This is a genomic window from Maribacter sp. UH1, from assembly GCF_056839145.1.
The window spans coordinates 1,623,643-1,642,321 of the sequence record NZ_CM166387.1 but is presented as its reverse complement, the minus strand read 5'-3'; the positions used below and the strand labels follow the sequence as shown (position 1 = coordinate 1,642,321).

At 34.3% G+C, this 18,679-nt stretch carries 16 protein-coding genes; 7 read left to right on the top strand and 9 right to left on the bottom strand.

From position 1 onward, the window contains the following. The first annotated feature begins 43 nt into the window (after positions 1-43). The 4 genes from UH1x_RS07170 to UH1x_RS07155 all read left to right on the top strand — a co-directional run bounded on the left by UH1x_RS07170 (position 44) and on the right by UH1x_RS07155 (position 6,534). Positions 44-2,827: a TonB-dependent receptor gene (locus tag UH1x_RS07170; RefSeq protein ID WP_482625949.1), complete on the top strand. Its 2,784-nt coding sequence runs from the start codon at positions 44-46 to the stop codon at positions 2,825-2,827. An 18-nt stretch (positions 2,828-2,845) separates the two neighbouring features. After that, positions 2,846-4,501, top strand: coding sequence for a G-D-S-L family lipolytic protein (locus tag UH1x_RS07165; protein ID WP_482625948.1), 1,656 nt, complete (start codon positions 2,846-2,848; stop codon positions 4,499-4,501). Positions 4,502-4,668: 167 nt separating this feature from the next. Then, a complete protein-coding gene (atpD, locus tag UH1x_RS07160; protein ID WP_036157210.1) occupies positions 4,669-6,177 on the top strand; it encodes a F0F1 ATP synthase subunit beta in 1,509 nt (502 codons plus the stop codon). A 78-nt stretch (positions 6,178-6,255) separates the two neighbouring features. Continuing rightward, complete coding sequence (locus tag UH1x_RS07155; protein ID WP_036157208.1) at positions 6,256-6,534, top strand: F0F1 ATP synthase subunit delta/epsilon; 279 nt, start codon at positions 6,256-6,258, stop codon at positions 6,532-6,534. Between the two features lie 54 nt (positions 6,535-6,588). Here the strand turns inward: UH1x_RS07155 and UH1x_RS07150 are convergent, their stop codons facing one another. The 8 genes from UH1x_RS07150 to UH1x_RS07115 all read right to left on the bottom strand — a co-directional run bounded on the left by UH1x_RS07150 (position 6,589) and on the right by UH1x_RS07115 (position 14,762). Further along, positions 6,589-6,795, bottom strand: coding sequence for a helix-turn-helix domain-containing protein (locus UH1x_RS07150; protein WP_036157206.1), 207 nt, complete (start codon positions 6,793-6,795; stop codon positions 6,589-6,591). A gap of 2 nt (positions 6,796-6,797) precedes the next feature. Further along, entirely contained in the window at positions 6,798-7,325 is a 528-nt protein-coding gene (locus UH1x_RS07145) for a DUF2975 domain-containing protein (protein WP_482625947.1), read from the bottom strand. Between the two features lie 212 nt (positions 7,326-7,537). After that, positions 7,538-8,233 (bottom strand): hypothetical protein, encoded by a 696-nt coding sequence (locus UH1x_RS07140; RefSeq protein WP_482625946.1) that lies wholly within the window; start codon positions 8,231-8,233, stop codon positions 7,538-7,540. A 166-nt stretch (positions 8,234-8,399) separates the two neighbouring features. After that, complete coding sequence (locus UH1x_RS07135; RefSeq protein WP_482625945.1) at positions 8,400-9,113, bottom strand: hypothetical protein; 714 nt, start codon at positions 9,111-9,113, stop codon at positions 8,400-8,402. Between the two features lie 179 nt (positions 9,114-9,292). Beyond that, complete coding sequence (locus UH1x_RS07130) at positions 9,293-9,826, bottom strand: GNAT family N-acetyltransferase (protein ID WP_482625944.1); 534 nt, start codon at positions 9,824-9,826, stop codon at positions 9,293-9,295. Next, on the bottom strand, positions 9,827-11,626 hold the full coding sequence (locus UH1x_RS07125) for a M61 family metallopeptidase (protein WP_482625943.1): 1,800 nt from the start codon (positions 11,624-11,626) through the stop codon (positions 9,827-9,829). It lies immediately after the preceding gene. Between the two features lie 74 nt (positions 11,627-11,700). Further along, positions 11,701-12,111, bottom strand: a complete 411-nt coding sequence (locus tag UH1x_RS07120; RefSeq protein ID WP_482625942.1) for a response regulator — start codon at positions 12,109-12,111, stop codon at positions 11,701-11,703. Further along, complete coding sequence (locus UH1x_RS07115; RefSeq protein ID WP_482625941.1) at positions 12,108-14,762, bottom strand: PAS domain S-box protein; 2,655 nt, start codon at positions 14,760-14,762, stop codon at positions 12,108-12,110. Before UH1x_RS07115 ends, UH1x_RS07120 begins: the two co-directional genes overlap by 4 nt. Before the next feature lie 307 nt (positions 14,763-15,069). On the opposite strand from UH1x_RS07115, the gene UH1x_RS07110 reads away from it, so the two are divergent. Genes UH1x_RS07110 through bioD form a run of 3 tightly spaced genes read left to right on the top strand, consistent with a single transcriptional unit; the run spans position 15,070 to position 17,241 of the window. Further along, positions 15,070-16,227, top strand: coding sequence for an aminotransferase class I/II-fold pyridoxal phosphate-dependent enzyme (locus UH1x_RS07110; RefSeq protein ID WP_482625940.1), 1,158 nt, complete (start codon positions 15,070-15,072; stop codon positions 16,225-16,227). Positions 16,228-16,233: 6 nt separating this feature from the next. Continuing rightward, positions 16,234-16,617 carry a putative signal transducing protein gene (locus tag UH1x_RS07105; RefSeq protein WP_405412281.1) on the top strand — a complete coding sequence of 128 codons (384 nt, stop codon included), beginning with the start codon at positions 16,234-16,236 and terminating at the stop codon, positions 16,615-16,617. Between the two features lie 6 nt (positions 16,618-16,623). After that, a complete protein-coding gene (gene bioD / locus UH1x_RS07100; protein ID WP_482625939.1) occupies positions 16,624-17,241 on the top strand; it encodes a dethiobiotin synthase in 618 nt (205 codons plus the stop codon). On the opposite strand, the gene UH1x_RS07095 is transcribed toward bioD, so the two are convergent. Next, complete coding sequence (locus tag UH1x_RS07095) at positions 17,236-18,672, bottom strand: ArnT family glycosyltransferase (protein ID WP_482625938.1); 1,437 nt, start codon at positions 18,670-18,672, stop codon at positions 17,236-17,238. The two genes, bioD and UH1x_RS07095, sit on opposite strands and share 6 nt — an antisense overlap. Positions 18,673-18,679: the final 7 nt, after the last annotated feature.

Genomic DNA, 18,679 nt, shown 5'->3' with positions numbered 1-18,679 from the left:
ATCTGTATCTTAACCCTCAACTAATTTTAAACTTTGATTAAGAATGAGAGCAATACTTCTTTTAGCATTGATGATTGTGGGTACTTTAGGGTACTCCCAAACCAATATCAATGGTAATGTTGTTGACCAGAACAACGCGCCCATCCCAGGGGCCAATATTGTAATTGTTGGCAAAACCATTGGAACAGTAACAGATTTCGATGGTAATTTTAATTTGGCTACATCCGAGGTGCCACCTTTTAAGATAGAGGTGTCCAGTATTGGATATACAAGTACTACTGAAAGTGTTACTAGTGCAAACCAAAAAATCACAATAACCTTAAATGAATCGCAAACCTTTTTAGATGAAGTTGTTATTTCTGCTTCTAGAACTCCAGAGCGTATTTTCGAATCTCCGGTTACTGTAGAGAGGATAGGTATTTCAGAAATTAAGAATACTACCGCAGCTGATTTTTATGGCGGATTGGAAAACTTGAAAGGGGTTGATGTAAATACGAACAGTTTAACCTTTAAGTCAGTAAATACAAGAGGTTTTGCATCTTTTGCTAATACCCGTTTTATGCAACTTGTTGATGGTATGGATAATTCTACACCGGCGTTGAACTTTCCTATTGGTAACTTGGTAGGTATGGTTGAAACTGATGTACAAAGTGTAGAATTGTTGCCTGGTGCATCTTCTGCATTGTATGGTGCAAATGCTTTTAACGGGATTTTATTTATGCGTAGTAAGAGCCCGTTTGATTATGAAGGCATTAGTGTATCTATAAAACAAGGTATTACTTCACAACAGGCTGCTGGTGATAACTCATATACCGATTTTGGTATAAGAGCGGCACATAAGTTCAGTGATAAATTTGCTGTGAAAGTAAATTTCGGTTATTTAAAAGGAACGGATTGGGCAGCTAATAATACGGATGATAAAATAACACCAGGTGGAACAAGAGCTAATTTAAATTATGATGGTGTAAATGTTTATGGTGATGAGGTTTCTACTAATATTAAAGAGGTAGCACTTACCTTGGAAGGTTTAGGTATTTTGCCTTCTGGTGCAAATGCCTTGGTACCATCTGAAATTGTAAGTAGAACGGGCTATAATGAAAGTGATCTTACCAATTATAATGCAGAAAGTATAAAGGCTGATTGGGGGTTATACTATAGACCTATTGAAGATAATAGTTTAGAGCTTTCTTATGTTGGTAAAGTAGGTACTGGTAACACCATATATCAAGGTACTAACAGGTATAATATTAAAGGCTTCTTTCAAGAGCAACATAAACTTGAAATAAGAAACGATAACTTTTTTGTAAGAGGTTATATGGTAGGTGATAAATCAGGTGATTCTTATGATATGGTATTTACGGGTATTAATATCAATAGAGCTTGGAAAGATGATAATACATGGTTTGGTGAATATACAGGTACATATGTGCAGGCTACATTATCTGGTGCTACTGATGAGCAAGCTCATGCTGCAGCAAGAGCTCAAGCGGAATCTGGTAGATTTTTGCCGGGCACACCAGAATTTGAAGCTGCATTTACAAGGAGTGTAAATGATCCAGATTTATCTACAGGGTCTAAGTTTCAAGATGCTTCAAAATACTACCATGCAGATGGTAACTATAACTTTAGTCATCTTATAGATTGGGCAGAAATACAAGTAGGTGGGTCGTTTAGAGAATATGATTTAAATTCTTCTGGTACTATTTATACAGATTTTGACGGTCCAATTAGATATTCTGAATTTGGTGTTTATTCTCAAGTTCAAAAGACATTGCCTTTTGAAGGTGATAAAAGTTTAAAGCTTACAGGGTCTATTAGATATGACAAATCAGAATTATTTGATGGTTTTTTCTCTCCTAGATTGTCTGCTGGTTATACCTTAAATAGAAATCATAATATTAGAGCTTCTGCGCAAACAGGATTTAGAAACCCTACTACCCAGGATTTATTTATCGGTTTAAATGCAGGAAGGGCTATTTTGGTAGGATCTGCAGAAGATAATTTAGATCGTTATACTAGAGATTATGAAGTAAGTGCTAGTGGTCAGCTTTTAGGTCAACCTTCAGAAGTTACACAAACTGGTGCTGCTGCTTATACTAATTCTTATTCTGCAGCTTCTGTTACAGAATTAGGAGAAACAGGAAATCCTGCAGTATTAGAAGTTTCAAATCCTGACTTGATCAAACCTGAAAAAGTAACCTCTTTTGAAATTGGTTATAGAGGTAAGGTGGATAAACTTGTTATAGATTTTAGTACTTATTATAATAGCTATCAAGATTTCATATCTCAAGAAGTGGTTATTGCTCCTTTCTACGGGGAAGTTGGTGATGGCGGACTTTCAGTAGCTGCGATTGCAAATGGAGATTTTCAAGCATATAGCGCTTATACAAATACCGATGCTAATGTAAATTCTTATGGTGCATCTTTAGGTTTGGATATGAAAGTGTTTGGTAATTTTGATTTAGGAGGTAGTTATACGTTTACAAAGTTAGATTTTGACCGCGAGGCAAATCCAGATGTAATGTTGAATTTCAACACACCAGAACACAAGTTCAAGGCTTCTTTTGGTAACAAAGAATTATTTGAAAATTTTGGATTCAATGTATCATACAGATTTAGTGATGACTATTACTGGGAAGCTACTTTTGGTAATGGAGTAATTCCAGAATTCCACGTGGTAGATGCTCAAATTAATTACGATGTGCCAAGTATTAAATCTTCTTTCAAATTAGGAGGTACAAACCTTACTAATAAAGAATATTATACGGCATTCGGTACAGGATTCATAGGTTCTATGTACTACTTATCTTGGACTATTAACAACTAATTAAAATCAAAAGTTGAAATGAAAAACTTAAAATATTTATATATTTCTTTAGGTATCTTGGCCTTTACGGCTTGTAATGACCCTGAAGATGTGGATCTTGATCCAGAAGAAATGGTAGAAGAATTACCGGCACTAACCGCTGGTTCGGCAGATTTCTCTAATTATGTTTCTTTAGGAAATTCGTTAACGGCAGGTTTTACAGATGGCGCATTGTTTCAAGCAAGTCAGACCTTGTCTTTACCTAATTTATTATCTCAGAAATTTAGTCTAGCCGGTGGCGGTACATTTACCCAACCGCTTACCAATGATAATATTGGTGGCTTGGCACTTGCGGGTACAAGAATTCAAAGTCCAAGATTGGTCTTTGGTGGTGCAGGTCCGGTATCTTTAGAATCTTTGATTGGTGATGTAACGGTTACAACTGATATTGCGTTGAACAACCCAACAGGACCTTTTAACAATTTAGGTGTACCTGGCGCTAAGAGTTTTCACTTACTAGCCCCTGGATATGGAAATATTGGTAATGTACAATTAGGTCTTGCTAATCCTTATTTTGTAAGAATGACGGGTACAACACCAGATATTAGTGTGTTGGAAATGGCGGTTGCTCAATCACCTAGTTTTTTCTCTTTATGGATCGGTAATAATGATGTATTGGGGTATGCTACAACTGGCGGTGACGGTTCAGATCCTATTACACCTGTATCAGGTGCACCAGGTCAAGGTTTTGATGGTAGTTATGGAGCATTGATTGCAACGTTAACTGCAGGTGGGGCTCAAGGTGTAGTTGCCAATATTCCTAACGTAACAGATGTTCCTCATTTTACTACGGTACCACATAATCCTTTAGATCCTACTGATGAATCATTTGGTGCTCAGATAGCTACTTTAAACGGAATATTTGGTCAGTTGAATCAGGTTTATGCATATTTAGAAAGTGTTAATCCTGCTATTTCAGCTTCAGAACGTTCCATTGAATTTTCAAGTACAGCTGCTAGTGAGGTCATTATTAAAGATGAAACCTTACCAGATTTATCTGCTGAAATTGCTGCAGTGTTAGGTGCTAGTCCAACTTTCCCTGCATTTGTAGAATCATTTGGCTTACCTGCACAAGCTGCACCATTGGTTGCCGGTTTATTAGGTAGTACGTATGGTCAATCAAGGGAAGCAACTGCAGATGATTTATTCGTTTTGCCAAGTGCCTCGGTTATAGGAACGGTTAATGTAGAATCTGTTGGTACATTAATGGCTGCAGGTTTGCCACAAGCCTTAGCTGGTCAGTTTTCAGTGGAAGGAATAACACTTCCGTTAGAAGACAAATGGGTTTTAATACCTACGGAACAACAAGAAATTGCTGTAGCAACAGAAGCATTTAATCAAATTATTGCAGCAACAGCTAGCCAGGCAGGTTTGGCTTTAGTAGATGCAAATACCTTGTTAAATCAATTAGCTAATGGTGGTATTACTAGCGGTGATTTCACTTTACAATCAAATCTGGTTACAGGTGGTGCCTTTTCTTTAGATGGTATTCACCCTACTGCTAGAGGTTATGCGTTACTAGCAAATGAGTTTATGATAGCAATTGATGCTACTTATGGCTCTAATTTTGAGGAATCAGGTAGTTTGTTGAATGTGGGAGATTACCCTACAAACTACCCGGCTACACTACAATAAAGGGATATAAAATAGTAAGATTTAAAAGGTGCTTTAAGGGCACCTTTTTACTTTTGTAAAAAAGGAAAAAAACTATTTTTCTTTAAAATTGAAAACTATATCTTTGCAGCCTGAAAATGAGAGCATTTTTCAGGTTATATTAAACGTATTAAATAAACATATAAGTAATGTCAAAAGTTACAGGTAAAGTTTCGCAAATCATTGGACCCGTGGTTGATGTAGAATTTCAGTCAGGTGCTGATCTTCCTAGAATCTATGATTCCTTAGAAATTGTAAACAAGGATAAGTCGGTTTTAGTATTAGAAGTACAGTCTCATGTTGGTGAAAACACAGTAAGAACCATCTCTATGGATTCTACTGATGGTTTAAGCAGAGGTGTAGAAGTAGTTGCTACAGGTAGTGCGATACAAATGCCGGTAGGTGATGACGTATATGGTCGTTTGTTCAATGTTATCGGTGATGCTATTGATGGTTTAGGTGATTTGCCTAAAGCAGGTAAAGATGGTCTTCCTATACATAGGGAAGCACCAAAATTCGAAGATCTTTCAACTTCTACAGAAGTTTTATTTACAGGTATTAAAGTAATCGATTTGATCGAGCCTTATGCAAAAGGTGGTAAAATTGGATTATTTGGTGGTGCTGGTGTAGGTAAAACGGTATTGATTCAAGAATTGATCAACAACATTGCAAAAGGTCATGGTGGTCTTTCTGTATTCGCAGGTGTTGGTGAAAGAACTCGTGAAGGAAATGATTTACTTCGTGAGATGTTAGAATCAGGTATTATAAAATATGGTGATGATTTCATGCATTCTATGGAAGAAGGCGGATGGGATCTTACCAAAGTTGATAAAGAAGCAATGAAAGGTTCAAAAGCGACTTTCGTTTTTGGACAAATGAACGAGCCACCAGGAGCACGTGCTAGAGTTGCCCTTTCAGGTTTAACAATTGCTGAATATTTCCGTGATGGAGCAGGTGAAGGTCAAGGTAAAGATGTACTTTTCTTCGTAGATAACATTTTCCGTTTTACACAAGCGGGTTCAGAGGTATCGGCACTATTGGGCCGTATGCCATCTGCGGTAGGTTACCAACCAACATTGGCAACAGAGATGGGTGCTATGCAAGAGCGTATTACATCAACAAAAAGAGGTTCTATTACATCTGTACAGGCGGTTTACGTACCTGCGGATGATTTAACGGATCCAGCACCGGCAACAACTTTTGCTCACTTAGATGCAACAACGGTATTGTCTCGTAAAATTGCCGAGTTGGGTATTTACCCAGCGGTAGATCCATTAGATTCTACATCAAGAATTTTAACAGCTGAAATTTTAGGAGATGAGCATTATGCTTGTGCACAAAGAGTAAAAGAGCTTTTACAACGATATAAAGAACTTCAAGATATTATTGCCATCTTAGGTATGGAAGAATTATCTGAAGAAGATAAATCTGCCGTAGGTAGAGCAAGACGTGTACAACGTTTCTTATCTCAACCTTTCCACGTAGCAGAACAATTTACAGGTCTTAAAGGTGTGTTAGTTGATATTAAAGAGACTATCAAAGGATTTAATATGATTATGGATGGTGAATTAGATCACTTGCCAGAATCTGCTTTTAACCTTAAAGGTACGATCGAAGAGGCTATTGAAGCTGGTGAAAAAATGTTGACTGAAGCTTAAATCTAGTAAACAGTTGGCGGTAGCAGTTTGCATTTTGCAAAAGATTACTAAGCACTGATTACTGAATACTGAAAAAATATGTATTTAGAAATTGTATCACCAGAAGCAACATTATTTGCAGGCGAAGTAACTTCGGTAACGGTACCAGGTATAAATGGTGAGTTTCAAATGTTAAAAGACCACGCCCCAATTGTATCATTGTTACAAGAAGGTAAGGTTAAGATTTCAGGTAATATTTCTTTAGATGAAGAATATGCCTCTAAGTTTACTAAAGATGCTAGCGGTAGTACAGTATTACAGATTTCTAGCGGTACTATTGAGCTTAAGAATAATAAAGTAATTGTACTTGCAGATTAGTAAGTAGAATACGTAATAGGTTTTAAAGGCTACACTGAAAAGTGTAGCCTTTTTTTATTCCTTTTCATATGCTAAAATATCTGCAGGCTGACAATCTAAAGCTTTACAAATAGCCTCTAGTGTAGAAAAACGAATGGCTTTAGCTTTACCTGATTTTAGAATAGAAAGGTTAGCTTCGGTTATACCGATCATTTCGGCTAGCTCTTTGCTTTTCAAATTTCGCTCTGCTAATACGGTGTTTAAGTTTACGACGATACTCATAGTTATATGGTTAGGTCGTTTTCATTCTTTAGCTGATAACCTTCTTTTATCAATCTGGCTATAATAAGTAGAAAAATAGCTATTACTAAAAGTGATATTCTTTCGCTTAGTGCCGTTCCAAAATTTTTGCCTAAGGTATATGAAGCAGAAACACCATATTCTAAAGTTATTTCAAAGGATTTTTCTATTAACCTTATAAAGAAAATTAATACAGAATAGATTATAAGTCCGTTACCGACCTTTCTAAAAATAGCACTATTATTCTCTGTAAATATTGTATCCGTTTTAAATTCGGGTATTACTTTTCTAAATTTCAAAAGAAGCCAGAATATATAACCTTGTAATAAAACAGTTAGTAAAGGAATTAAAAGCATTAGTATCCAGTTATTTTCTTCACCGGAATATTCAAGCAAATCAAATTTTGTAAGAACGTATTTTGATAATTCACCTAAGTTTATAATTATAGATATTAGTACGGAAAAAATTAAAAAATTAATAAGCCATTTGAGTGCAGAAAGAAGATTTTTCATAATATAATTATTGTTTAACGATAACAAATATATAAAAATTATCGAATAACAATAATAAAAATAAAAAAATGATTTCTGTTATCTTTCCTTATCAGTAAAACTACAGAGAGGTATAGATTAAATTTGAATCTTAATTACGTGTTCAAATTCTTACTGTTATAGATGTAAGAGCATGACGCTTGCTATAGCGTTTGGCAACAAAATCTTATATTTTACACACTTTTGTAATATGGGTAAAGAGGCTCTACTGTTTTAAGGCGCTCTTTTAGCTTATTGTAATATGGTATCCAATCTTTTAGTTGAGGCACGTTATAAAAAATCTCATCACGAGAGGCTACCTTTTCTTCAAAATTAGGGTCAGAACAAAGTTTGAAAATAATCAAACCTCTAAATCTTCGATCTGCTAACCCTACTAAAATTTCATTCGTGTTTTTTCCTTCTGCCTCTAAGCGGTCCATTTCCTTTAGTACATTGGGCAGGTAGGAGTAGGTATCTATAAAAGCCTGACCAGGACCTTCGGCGTAATCCACAATTAAGTGGCCCCATTGGCGGAAACCCTCGATTGAGGAAAGGTCTACATTTAATTTTATTTGCTTGTAGTAGTCAACAAAATCATTATCAAAAACAGTATCTAGATAATCATCACCAAGCGCTATTTTTGATAAGTCACGATTTGGTAATCCGATTTCTACTATGATATTTTCGACTTTCTTAAACCCAATATGAAAAACGGTTCCTGAATGTGTGTTGCTACTTAAAGTAAATGTAAATCCAAGCCGAACAATAATCTCCTCATTCTCCTTTATAAAAGATACAGGTCTTTTGCTTTGAAAAATAAATCCTTTACCATTAAACCAAGGTTTGCAAACCTTAAAAAGTTCCTTTTTTTTATCAGTAAGTGATGCCATCATTAGAAATTTATATCTTTTATAAACTGCATATCGTAAAGTATTGGTAGCTTAATGCTTGTGCTAGCGACCTTAGTTTGTTCTCGATAACAATGATATTTTTTTAATATACAGGATTATTAAGTTAATGTTTTTTTTCTGCTATAGTAGGCAGGGGTTTTAAACCTCAATTTTCTTTTTTAATGATAACCTCATAATCCAAATCATAAAAGGTAACATCTGTCATGCCAGCTTCTTCTATGGCATTTCTTAATCGTTCGGATACAATAAACGTGTAACCGTCATATAAGAAATCATAGCCTTTGTTTAAGCTTAAAACAGAAGGGATAAATTCATAATTCTTGTGGTTGGCTTTTTTTATCTCAAGTAACTCATCATATGGTAATGCTTTTATGAATGTTATGTCATCTTTATTATTTTTATTCACTTTTTTAAATACTGAATTCTCAATACTTAGATGTGGGTAGTTCCATTGTTTAATAGGATAAAATAACCAATATTTATTTTCGGTCTTTTTTTGATAATTGCCCACTTTCAATTCTAAGAATTGATCTTCCGTTAAAGTAAAATCATTTAAAATTTTAAACAATTCGTCACTTAAACATATACCTCTTGTAAATGGCGTAAAGGCAGCTTTATGCCATTTGCGACTTCCGCCACCGCTAGACCATAGCATGGTATTACGCAATATGGGTTCATTAAAGTCTAATTGTTCATGATCTGGAACATTAGTGTCTACATACAACTGAATAGGTTCTGGGTTTTCCCACCTTTCTCTATTTCTTAATAAATGGACATCTAATTGTAAACGAGCAGTTTCTTCTTGGCTACAATAGAATTGCCAACCTAATGAACCTTCGCCTATTCCAATATACTTCATAATTCATCTTAGTTTAAGAATCTGTTAATAGCATCAATTGCATTTTTCTTTTCCAAGTCATTTGCATTTGCATTAATTTTCACGCCAAACAAATCATTTACATTCGTAATTCCTTTTACAGATTAATCTAACAATACTTTAAGTTATAACTTTTAAGTCATAGACTTAATTTGTTTTAATCAAGCAGTCCTCAAAGAAATCAATTCCCAATCCTGCCCTAAAGAACTATAAGTACAAATTTTTTCGAATCCTACGGCGTAATGTGCCCCAAGAGAACGGGAGTTAGTTGCGTCAACTTCAGTGATAATGGCATCGTATTTTGGGTAAGAAGCAATTTTCATAGCATTATAAAGTCCGCGGAAAATCCCCATTCTTCTATGGGTCTTAGCTACACAAATTTGCCCCATGGTAATAAAATTTTGAATTTTTACGTTTTCTAATTCGGTAAACATAGGTCTTAAAACAGAGATTTCATCTTTAAAGTCATCGGTCATTGAAAGGGCGTAGCCAACTACGTTGTTTCCATCTTTCGCAATAATATGCGGACAAGCATTATTCATTCTAGTAAGCACATCTAAAGTGTGGTGTACGGTAACGAAACCTTCTTTTTCCATTTCATCGCCAGAAACAGAAGATTTCAAATTCATCTGCTGTAAAGAAAGAATCTGTATTAATTCTTCATTTGTTGTGGCTGTAGTATATATCAAATTCATTTACTCAACTTTTAACCAAGCTTTGCGGGCTTTTAATATTTTTTTTGAAGGAGCTTCCTCATTTTTCTCTATCAAGCTAATAGTGTAGTTAGGGTCAGCGGTCAATGTGACTTCGGTTTTTCTTTCCAATCCATTTCGTAAAAAGCTTAGTAAAAGCTTGTCATTTGGTTTAAATTTATTTTCTATGAACTTGTTGAACTGAATACCGTTGGGGAATTTATCTCCATTGATAGCGGTAATGATATCGCCTTTATCTAGCCCGGCAAAATAAGCAGGACTCCCGATTTTGGTATTGCTTCTAATTTTACCGTTTAAATCGTCTGTTATAGATACAGCAGCGCCAAAATAAGCAGCCTCTTTGTTTTGAGATAAACTTACCCCAACAGTTTTAAATAGTTCGGCATAGCTTGGCATTTCGCTTTTGTAGATGAAGTTATTAAAGAAGTTATTGCCAAAATCTTCGCCAGCGTACGTGTTCAAAGTTTTATTCAAGTTTTCAACGGTATATGAATTTTCAGATCTCCCGTAGGTAGTCCACACAAGGTTCATAAAATCATCTAAATTTAAATCGCGCTCTCTTAAAGAAAGGTCTAGGGCTAAACCAAGTACACTACCATAGGAATAATAGGAAATAAAAGTATTCTCTCTGTTTACAGGGTCTACAGAGGTTGCCGCATCTACAAAAGGAGCTTGGTAGCTCATTTCAATTGGATTAAAAAATTGTCTGGCGGGTGAATTCCATACATAGTTGAAAGTACCGGCTAATCCCTCTACATATTTTTTAGGTGTAATTAATCCTGCTCTACAAAGTATGAGATTGGTATAGTAGCTGGTAAAACCTTCTGCAAACCAAAGCTCACCACTCATGTTGGCTTCTTCAAAATTAAAAGGTTCTAAAGATTTTGGTCTAATACGTTCAACATTCCAACTATGAAAAAATTCATGGGATACGGTGCCGATATTACCATCCATGCCTCCATTTGCCAAAGTCCTAGTGCTAGTTAAAATGGTAGAGTTTCTATGCTCCATACCATCACCAGAAGCATTTGGTATATAGCAGGCTAAAAAGGTATAAGATCCATAATCAAATGTAGGTAGTTCACCAAAAACCTTCTTTTCAGCTAGAACAACTTTTTTTACTTTCTCAAAATATTGATCAGCTTCTTCTTCGGTACCAGGGTCGTGCAAAGCTAATTTTATGATTTGACCGTCTACAGTGAATTCGCGAACCTTATGGTTGCTCAGTTCTGTTGGGCTATCCATAAAATAATATAGATTAGGCGCGCTGTAGGTATTGTCCTTAACTTTAGGTAATTGCGTAGCTATCTTCCACTTAAGATCATCTCTTGTGTTAAAATCTACTTCTATTTTTCTGTCTTTAAGAGAAGGTGCGTACATAAATGTAGCCGGTATATTTAAATGCGCATGGGTTTCGTCTATTTGCGAATAGGTGCCATCACCTCTATTGGCAAAAAGGGTATAAGAGATTTTAACGGTGCCATCATGTCCAAAAACGTTCCATTCGTACGGGTTGGTTCTTGTGACTTTCAGATGGTTTCCTTTACTGTCTATAGCTTTAAAGTTATATACGTTTTTAGCAAATTCATGTAGTGCATACCTACCAGGCGAGGTTCTGCTCATTCTCAGGGATAATGTATCTGATGACACTTTTGGAAATGTAGCAGATATATTTGCCTCATGATGTTGGGCATTCTCAAAAGAGATAGTGTAAGAATTTGTCTGTGCAAATAGTTGAACCGATTGTAGTCCACAGAATAATAGAATAAAGAGATAGCGCATACTTAGATTTTTAGCTAAGATAATGAAGCTATTTCATGTATGAATCTACAATATTTTAATTATTGAAATGTGGGTTAGATGGTCTGGTTTTGTTCAAACTTATCATCTATACTTTCTTTTATTCCTTTTAATAAAAATTCTGTAATAGGTTTGGTAACAAAATCTACTACTAGGGGTTTTTTCTTTAGCTTTTCTATATCATTTCTATATGCAGAAGATGTAAGGATAAAAACCATACAGTTATCTGTAGAAGCAAAAGATTCTAGCTGATCCATAAATTCCCAACCGTTCATTACGGGCATATTAAGATCGAGAAAAATGATGTAGTTTTTCTGGTCTGAATATTCGTTTTTTAAAAATTCTATTGCAGGTTTTCCATTAGAAAAATTAACTGTATCACCCTTTAAATCGGCATGTTTAATACCTTTTTCGAGTAAAAAAGTAAAAATAGGATCGTCCTCAATTAGTAATATTTGGTAATTCATTTAATATCTTCTATATCAATAGCATTAATGGTATTTTCAACAATGTCTTTTATAACAAAATCAATTTCATCTGCTGAAGTGATTATAAAGTTAAGAACTTGTTCTCTTTCTTTTGGCTTTAATTTCTCTTTATCATCTCTTAGTAAATCTACTAAGCCCATTAATCTAGCAACAGGAGCTCTTACAATATGAGATTGAGTCCATGCTATTTTTTTAAGCTGAGCATTTTGCTCCTCTATTGCCTTTAAGTGTTGCACTTTGGTAGTCACATCTTTAGAATTCACAACTATACCATTAATTGTGGGTTCATCAATTTTGTTGGTTATAGCGGTTTCTAACCAGACCCAATGACCGGCACCATGCTTAAACCTAAATGGTTTGATATTTACTTGTGGACTATCTAAAATTTTTATGAATTCATTATATACAGTATCATGGTCGTCTGGATGAACATAATCGAAAGCATTAGTGCCAACAAATTCTTCTGGTGTAATTTCTAAAACCTTTGTAGAGGTAGGACTGGCATATGAGAAATTTGCTTTTTCGTCAATAATACAGATCATATCACTGCCTTCTTGAACTAAAGTTTTATACCGACGTTCGCTATTTTCTAATTGCTGTTCAGCCTTTTTCTTTGCGGTAATATCTCGGGTAGTTACAACTATCCCGTTTATTGATGGTTCGTTAAGTTGGTTGGTTATAATATTTTCAAACCATTTCCATTCACCGTTAACGTCTCTGAACCTAAAGGAATCTATTTCAACAGAATCTCTGTCCTTTATTGAGATAAATTTTTCTTTTACCCGTTCTAGATCATTTGCGTGAATATAATCAAACGCATTCGTGCCAATATACATTTCTGGATTGGCGCCTAGTACTTTTATTATACTGGGACTTACATATGTAAAATTACCTTCTAAATCTAGAATAGAAATAATATCACTACTTTCTTGCACTAACGTTTTAAACCGGCGTTCGCTGTTCTCTAATTGTAGTTCAGATTTTTTCTTTTCGGTATTATCTCTTGCAATGCAGTAGTAAACACCTTCTTTTTCATCCCAATTAGATGACCAAAGCATGGGTATTACGTGCCCGTCTTTATGAATATACCTATTTTCAAAATTCACCACTTTTTCTCCAGAAGAAACAGCGGCGGCAGAATTTTTTGTGTCTGGCCTGTCATCTTCATGAACAAGTTCAATATGATTAGTGCCAATAATGTCTTTAGGATGATACCCCCAAATGGCTTTACTGGCTTGGTTAACACTTAAAAAGTATCCTTCCTCATCAAGCGTGCAAATAATATCTAATGAAGTATCCATTATTTTTTGCATCTCTTCTTTAGCACTGATCAGTACTTGTTGAGATAATACCTCTGAGGTTATATCTTTTGAAAAACAGGTAATACCAATTGTTTCACCTTCTTTATTATACATGAGGTCAAAAGAGGTAAGGCCGTAAGTGGTCCAAAACTTTTTCGGGTTTTGAATTTTTTGTTTTACTGAAAACCTACCGTTGTTTAGTGCTCTTTTGTAGTATGATTTCCATTTGTCGGTTACTTGTTTTGGTACAGCATTAGAAAATACAGGATCACCTTCTTTGAAAGGATGCCCTTGAATTTTTTCAACCAAATCATGAAATGCTGTATTTGCAGTAATAAGATTAAAATCAAGATCAATAGACCACATTAGATCCCTAGTACTGTTGATCATTGCATCTTGGTTATTTTTAATCCTTTCAAGCTCTGTGGTGTATCTTTTCTTTTCAGTAACATCCTGTATGGTTCCGTACATTAACAAAGGTTCTTTGTTGTCACTCCATTTCAGTACCTTACCTTCTTCGTAAATCCATTTATAGCTGCCGTTTTTTTGTAAAAGTCTGTATTGCACATTACAGCCAACGGAAGGGTAATTTAAGCAATCGTGCATTTTTTTCTTTACGTGTGGCAGGTCATTTTGGTGAATACGGCTAAACCAATCGTTGGTTTTAAAATTTTTTAGAACATTCTCATCTAAATCAAATATTTTAAGTCCCTGTTCATTTAAAGTTAAACTGTCACTAGCAAGATTACGCTCCCATATTCCTATACCTGTTGCAGATACAATATTGTCTAAAAGTTTACCTTTTCTCTCTAAATCTAATTTTTGGTCTAATTCTAGTTTTTTGGCTTTTCGAAGTTCAAAAAGATGAACAACTTGTTTAGCCAAAGTCTTAAGTCCATCTATTTGTACATCATCTAATTGTCGTGTTACATTATCAAGAACGCATAAGGTACCCAAACGCATACCATTAGATGAGGTTAAGGATGCGCCCGCGTAGAATTTTATGTTGGGATCATTTTTAACTATGGTATAATTGGCAAAGCGCTTATCGTTTTCTGTGTCTTCAACAATAAATAAATCTATATCGTCTTCAATGATATATTTACAAAAAGATTCGCTTAAAGGCGTTTCATCATAGTCAATACCATGGTGAGATTTAAAGAATTGCCTTTTGTCATCAAGTAATGAAATAAGGCTTGTGGGAGAATTGCAGATAGAGGCGGCCAATGATGTTATTTCGTCATAGATAGCCTCAGGACGTGTGTCCATAATATCGAAAGAAATCAATGTTTCTAATCTATTTGTATCTAAAATATTACTCCCTTTCATTTTATCCTTGTAAAAAGATATGCACTTAATCTAATACTTTAATAACAAAGTAGGAAATTTCTGCAAAAAAAAGACGCAAAAATAAGATATAAGTTTATTTTTTAATCACAAAAAGTATCTTTTTTTAAAAATTTAATTGATATTTTTAGTTTGTAACTAATTATTAGTCAGAATTATAAAACGATTTTAGCAACCATTTTAAGGTTTGGCTGAATTACCTTCACTGATAATTAAAAATCATTAGAAAATTTTCATTAAATCCTTAATATGGTTACATATCATTTCATAGAAAGGCTATTTTTGTGATATGAGTCCACTACCTAAAAAGTTACAACATGTTTTAGCAACACGTAAGAAAGAAGAAACTTTTCGTACGTTAAATTCTATAGAAGGTCTAATAGATTTTCTTTCTAATGATTATTTAGGTTTTGCTACAAATGAAACTTTGTTTTCTAAAACATTTCAATTATTGCTTACAGAAAGTGTAGCTTCAAATGGCTCTGGAGGTTCTAGGTTGCTTTCGGGTAATCATAAATTGTACAACAGATTAGAACCGTTGTTGGCTAATTTTTATAAATCTGATGCTGCATTGGTATTTAATTCTGGATATGATGCTAATATGGGACTGTTTAGTGCTGTGCCCCAAAGAGGGGATTTAGTGTTTTACGATGAATATGTTCACGCCAGTATACGAGAAGGTATACGAATGAGCAATGCAAAAGCATATAGTTTTTTGCATAATGATTTATTAAGCTTAAAAGAGAAAATAGATTTAAATACTGCCAGGAACGAACAAAAAGATAGTACTGTTTACATTGTTACTGAAAGTGTTTTCTCCATGGATGGAGATACGCCAGATTTAAAAGCTTTTGCAAAATATGCAAAGTCTAATACTTATAATTTAATAGTTGATGAAGCACATGCTGTTGGTGTATTAGGAAAAAACGGAGAAGGATTAATACCTGAATTAAAACTTGAGAAAGATGTTTTTGCAAGAACGGTAACTTTTGGTAAAGCTTATGGTTGTCATGGAGCAGCAGTTCTGGGTTCTAATGATTTAAAGGATTATTTAGTAAATTTTGCTAAACCATTTATTTATACCACCGCATTAACGCCGCATACCTTAGCTACTATAATTACTGCTCATGAACAAATGGGTGATTTGGGAAAAGAACCAAATAAATTATTAAGAGAGCATATACATTTTTTTAAGAAGCAATTAAAGGCTCATAAAATAGAACAGTTATTCATACCTAGCGATACTGCAATACAAGGCTGTATAATTTCAGGATCTAAAAAAGCAAAGTTGGTGTCTAAAAAATTAATTGATAAAGGCTTTAATATTAAAGCAATTCTTTCACCAACGGTACCAGAAGGTCAAGAGCGATTAAGAATATGTTTGCATAGTTTTAATTCTAAAGAAGAAATAGGATTGTTGGTAAAATTATTATCTAGTTTTATTTAAGCTTATATGGAAGATAAATTTTATCAACTGGCAACTTTTGAATATGTTGCTGATGTACAGATTGTAAAAGGCAAGTTAGAGTCAGAGGGTATACCGGTATTTCTGAGGGATGAAAATACTTTAAATTCTGATCCACTTATAAGTAATGCCATTGGTGGTGTAAAGCTACAAGTCTATTCAAAAGACAAAGAAAGAGCAATTAAGATATATGATGAAATAAGGGCTTATGCTGTTGATAATAATGGAAAGCCAATTATTTGTCCCAATTGTAAGGCTCAAAAATCTGAACCTTATTATAACAGGACAGGTTTATTTTATAAACTTTTTCCTTTTTTTGAGAAAAGAAAATATAAGTGCCTAAATTGTGGAATGATCACTAATTCAAACTAAAATAGAATGCAAAAGATATTTGTAACAGGAATTTCAACTGAGGTTGGTAAAACTATAGCATCTGCAATTTTTACCGAAGCATTAAATGCAGATTATTGGAAGCCTGTACAAGCTGGTGATTTAGATAATACGGACACTGATAAAGTAAAAGCACTTATTTCTAATGACACCTCTAAATTTCACCCAAGTAGTTATAATTTAAAATTACCAATGAGTCCGCATGCAGCGGCTGAGATAGAAGATATTAGAATTGATAGATTTCATATTAATGAGCCAGAAACAGCTAATGATTTGGTTATTGAAGGTTCGGGTGGAATTCTGGTGCCGTTAAATGAGGAAGATACCATGTTCGATATTATTATGCCCGACTATAAGGTTGTGGTGGTATCTAGAAATTATTTGGGTAGTATCAATCATTCTCTATTGACCATAAATTGGTTGTTACAAAAAGGTTATGAAGTTTCGGTTTTGTTTAGTGGTGAAGCTAACCCACATACAGAGAATATTATTCTGCATAAAACAGGAGTATCTTTAATAGGTAGAATAGATGAAGAAAAGGAATTTACCAAGGAGGTAATCAAAAAATACGCTGATAAATTTCAAGGTGTTTTAAGAACATTATAAGCGTTGTAAAATTTCGGCGTTGTCCACAGTGGCAATTACCTTATAATGTTTATCTAAATATGCATCTATATATTCATTTTCTTCAATTTCTTTTTTGTCGAAAATTCGCTTTCCCTTACGAATAACTACTGTTTGCGGTCGTAATTCATGCATGATATATTTAATTTCTTCAACAGAGTTTTTTCTGGGGTTACCGTAAAAAGTAAATAGTTCATTTCTACAAATGTTACTTGGGTGTGTAGAAGCTGTTGTGGGTGGTAAAGTGTCTAAATTCCAATATCCAATATGGTACTCAAAAAACATAATATTTTCGGTATCTAAATTATGTTCTAAAATATACTGTGGTGCAGCAAAGCCTTCCCCATTGAAGAATGTGCCTTTTTCAAATTTATTTTGTAAAACGTTCGCATATTCCAGGTAACTTTCAGCGGGTATCAATAATGCGATAAAAGCGGCATAAACCGGTAGTTTAGGTTTGTACTGTATTACTAAGTTGTAGCTAACTATCGCAACCAGAATAAGTAACATGGGATGCAATTGTATAAGGTAATGACCGTTGATTCTTCCTCCTTTTGCAAAAGAGAATAATATTCCGATAAGGGCAACTAATAGCAGTTGTATGGTTCTATTTTTAAAATCAAGTTTTTTGCTTTTAAAGGCATAGACAAGAAAAAGTCCTGTAATGACGAAAATAGGTGCCAGTTTAAAAATAGAATATCTTCTTGCTCCTGTATATTCTAAAGGTGCCAATACCACAGACTCCCACCAGATATAAGTTTGATCGGTTATATAGTATGGTACAATAGTCCCTACAATTACGGTGATTACTCCTGTTGCAAAAAGTAACACATGAAGAGGAGATATGTTTTTTTTCTTAAAAATAGCCTCATATGTCAAGAATATACCAATGAATAGAATAGGGAAAGCCATGTTTAACTTTACCATAACCGTTGCGCCCATTAATAATCCGGCAAAGAAAAAATAACCGAGAGACTTTTTAGTTTGCAAAAGATAAATTGCTGGTACAAAAAATGCAATACAAATATGTTCTGACATTACACCTTGTAGGCTGCCAAAAAGGCTTAAGAGAACAATGCAAAATACACCAACAATAATAGAACCCTTTTTTGGGATTATGGTTAAAGCAATTTTATAGGTGTAAAAAGCGGTAATGGCAACCAAGAACACACCGGCAAACCTAATGGCGACAAAACTTTTGCCAAAAACAGAAATAATAGCGGCAAAGAATGCAAAGGTCAGTGGTGGCTTTAAATCCCATAATTGTGTGTAGGGTAGAAAACCATTTGCCCAAGATTGCCCTAATAGTATAAAAGTGCTTTCATCGCGATCTATGTAATCTCTAAAGAAGAAGGGAAAACGTATTAAAAAAGTGATTAAAGAAAGTATGAGAAATACAGTAGTATTTTTCATTTGGGAA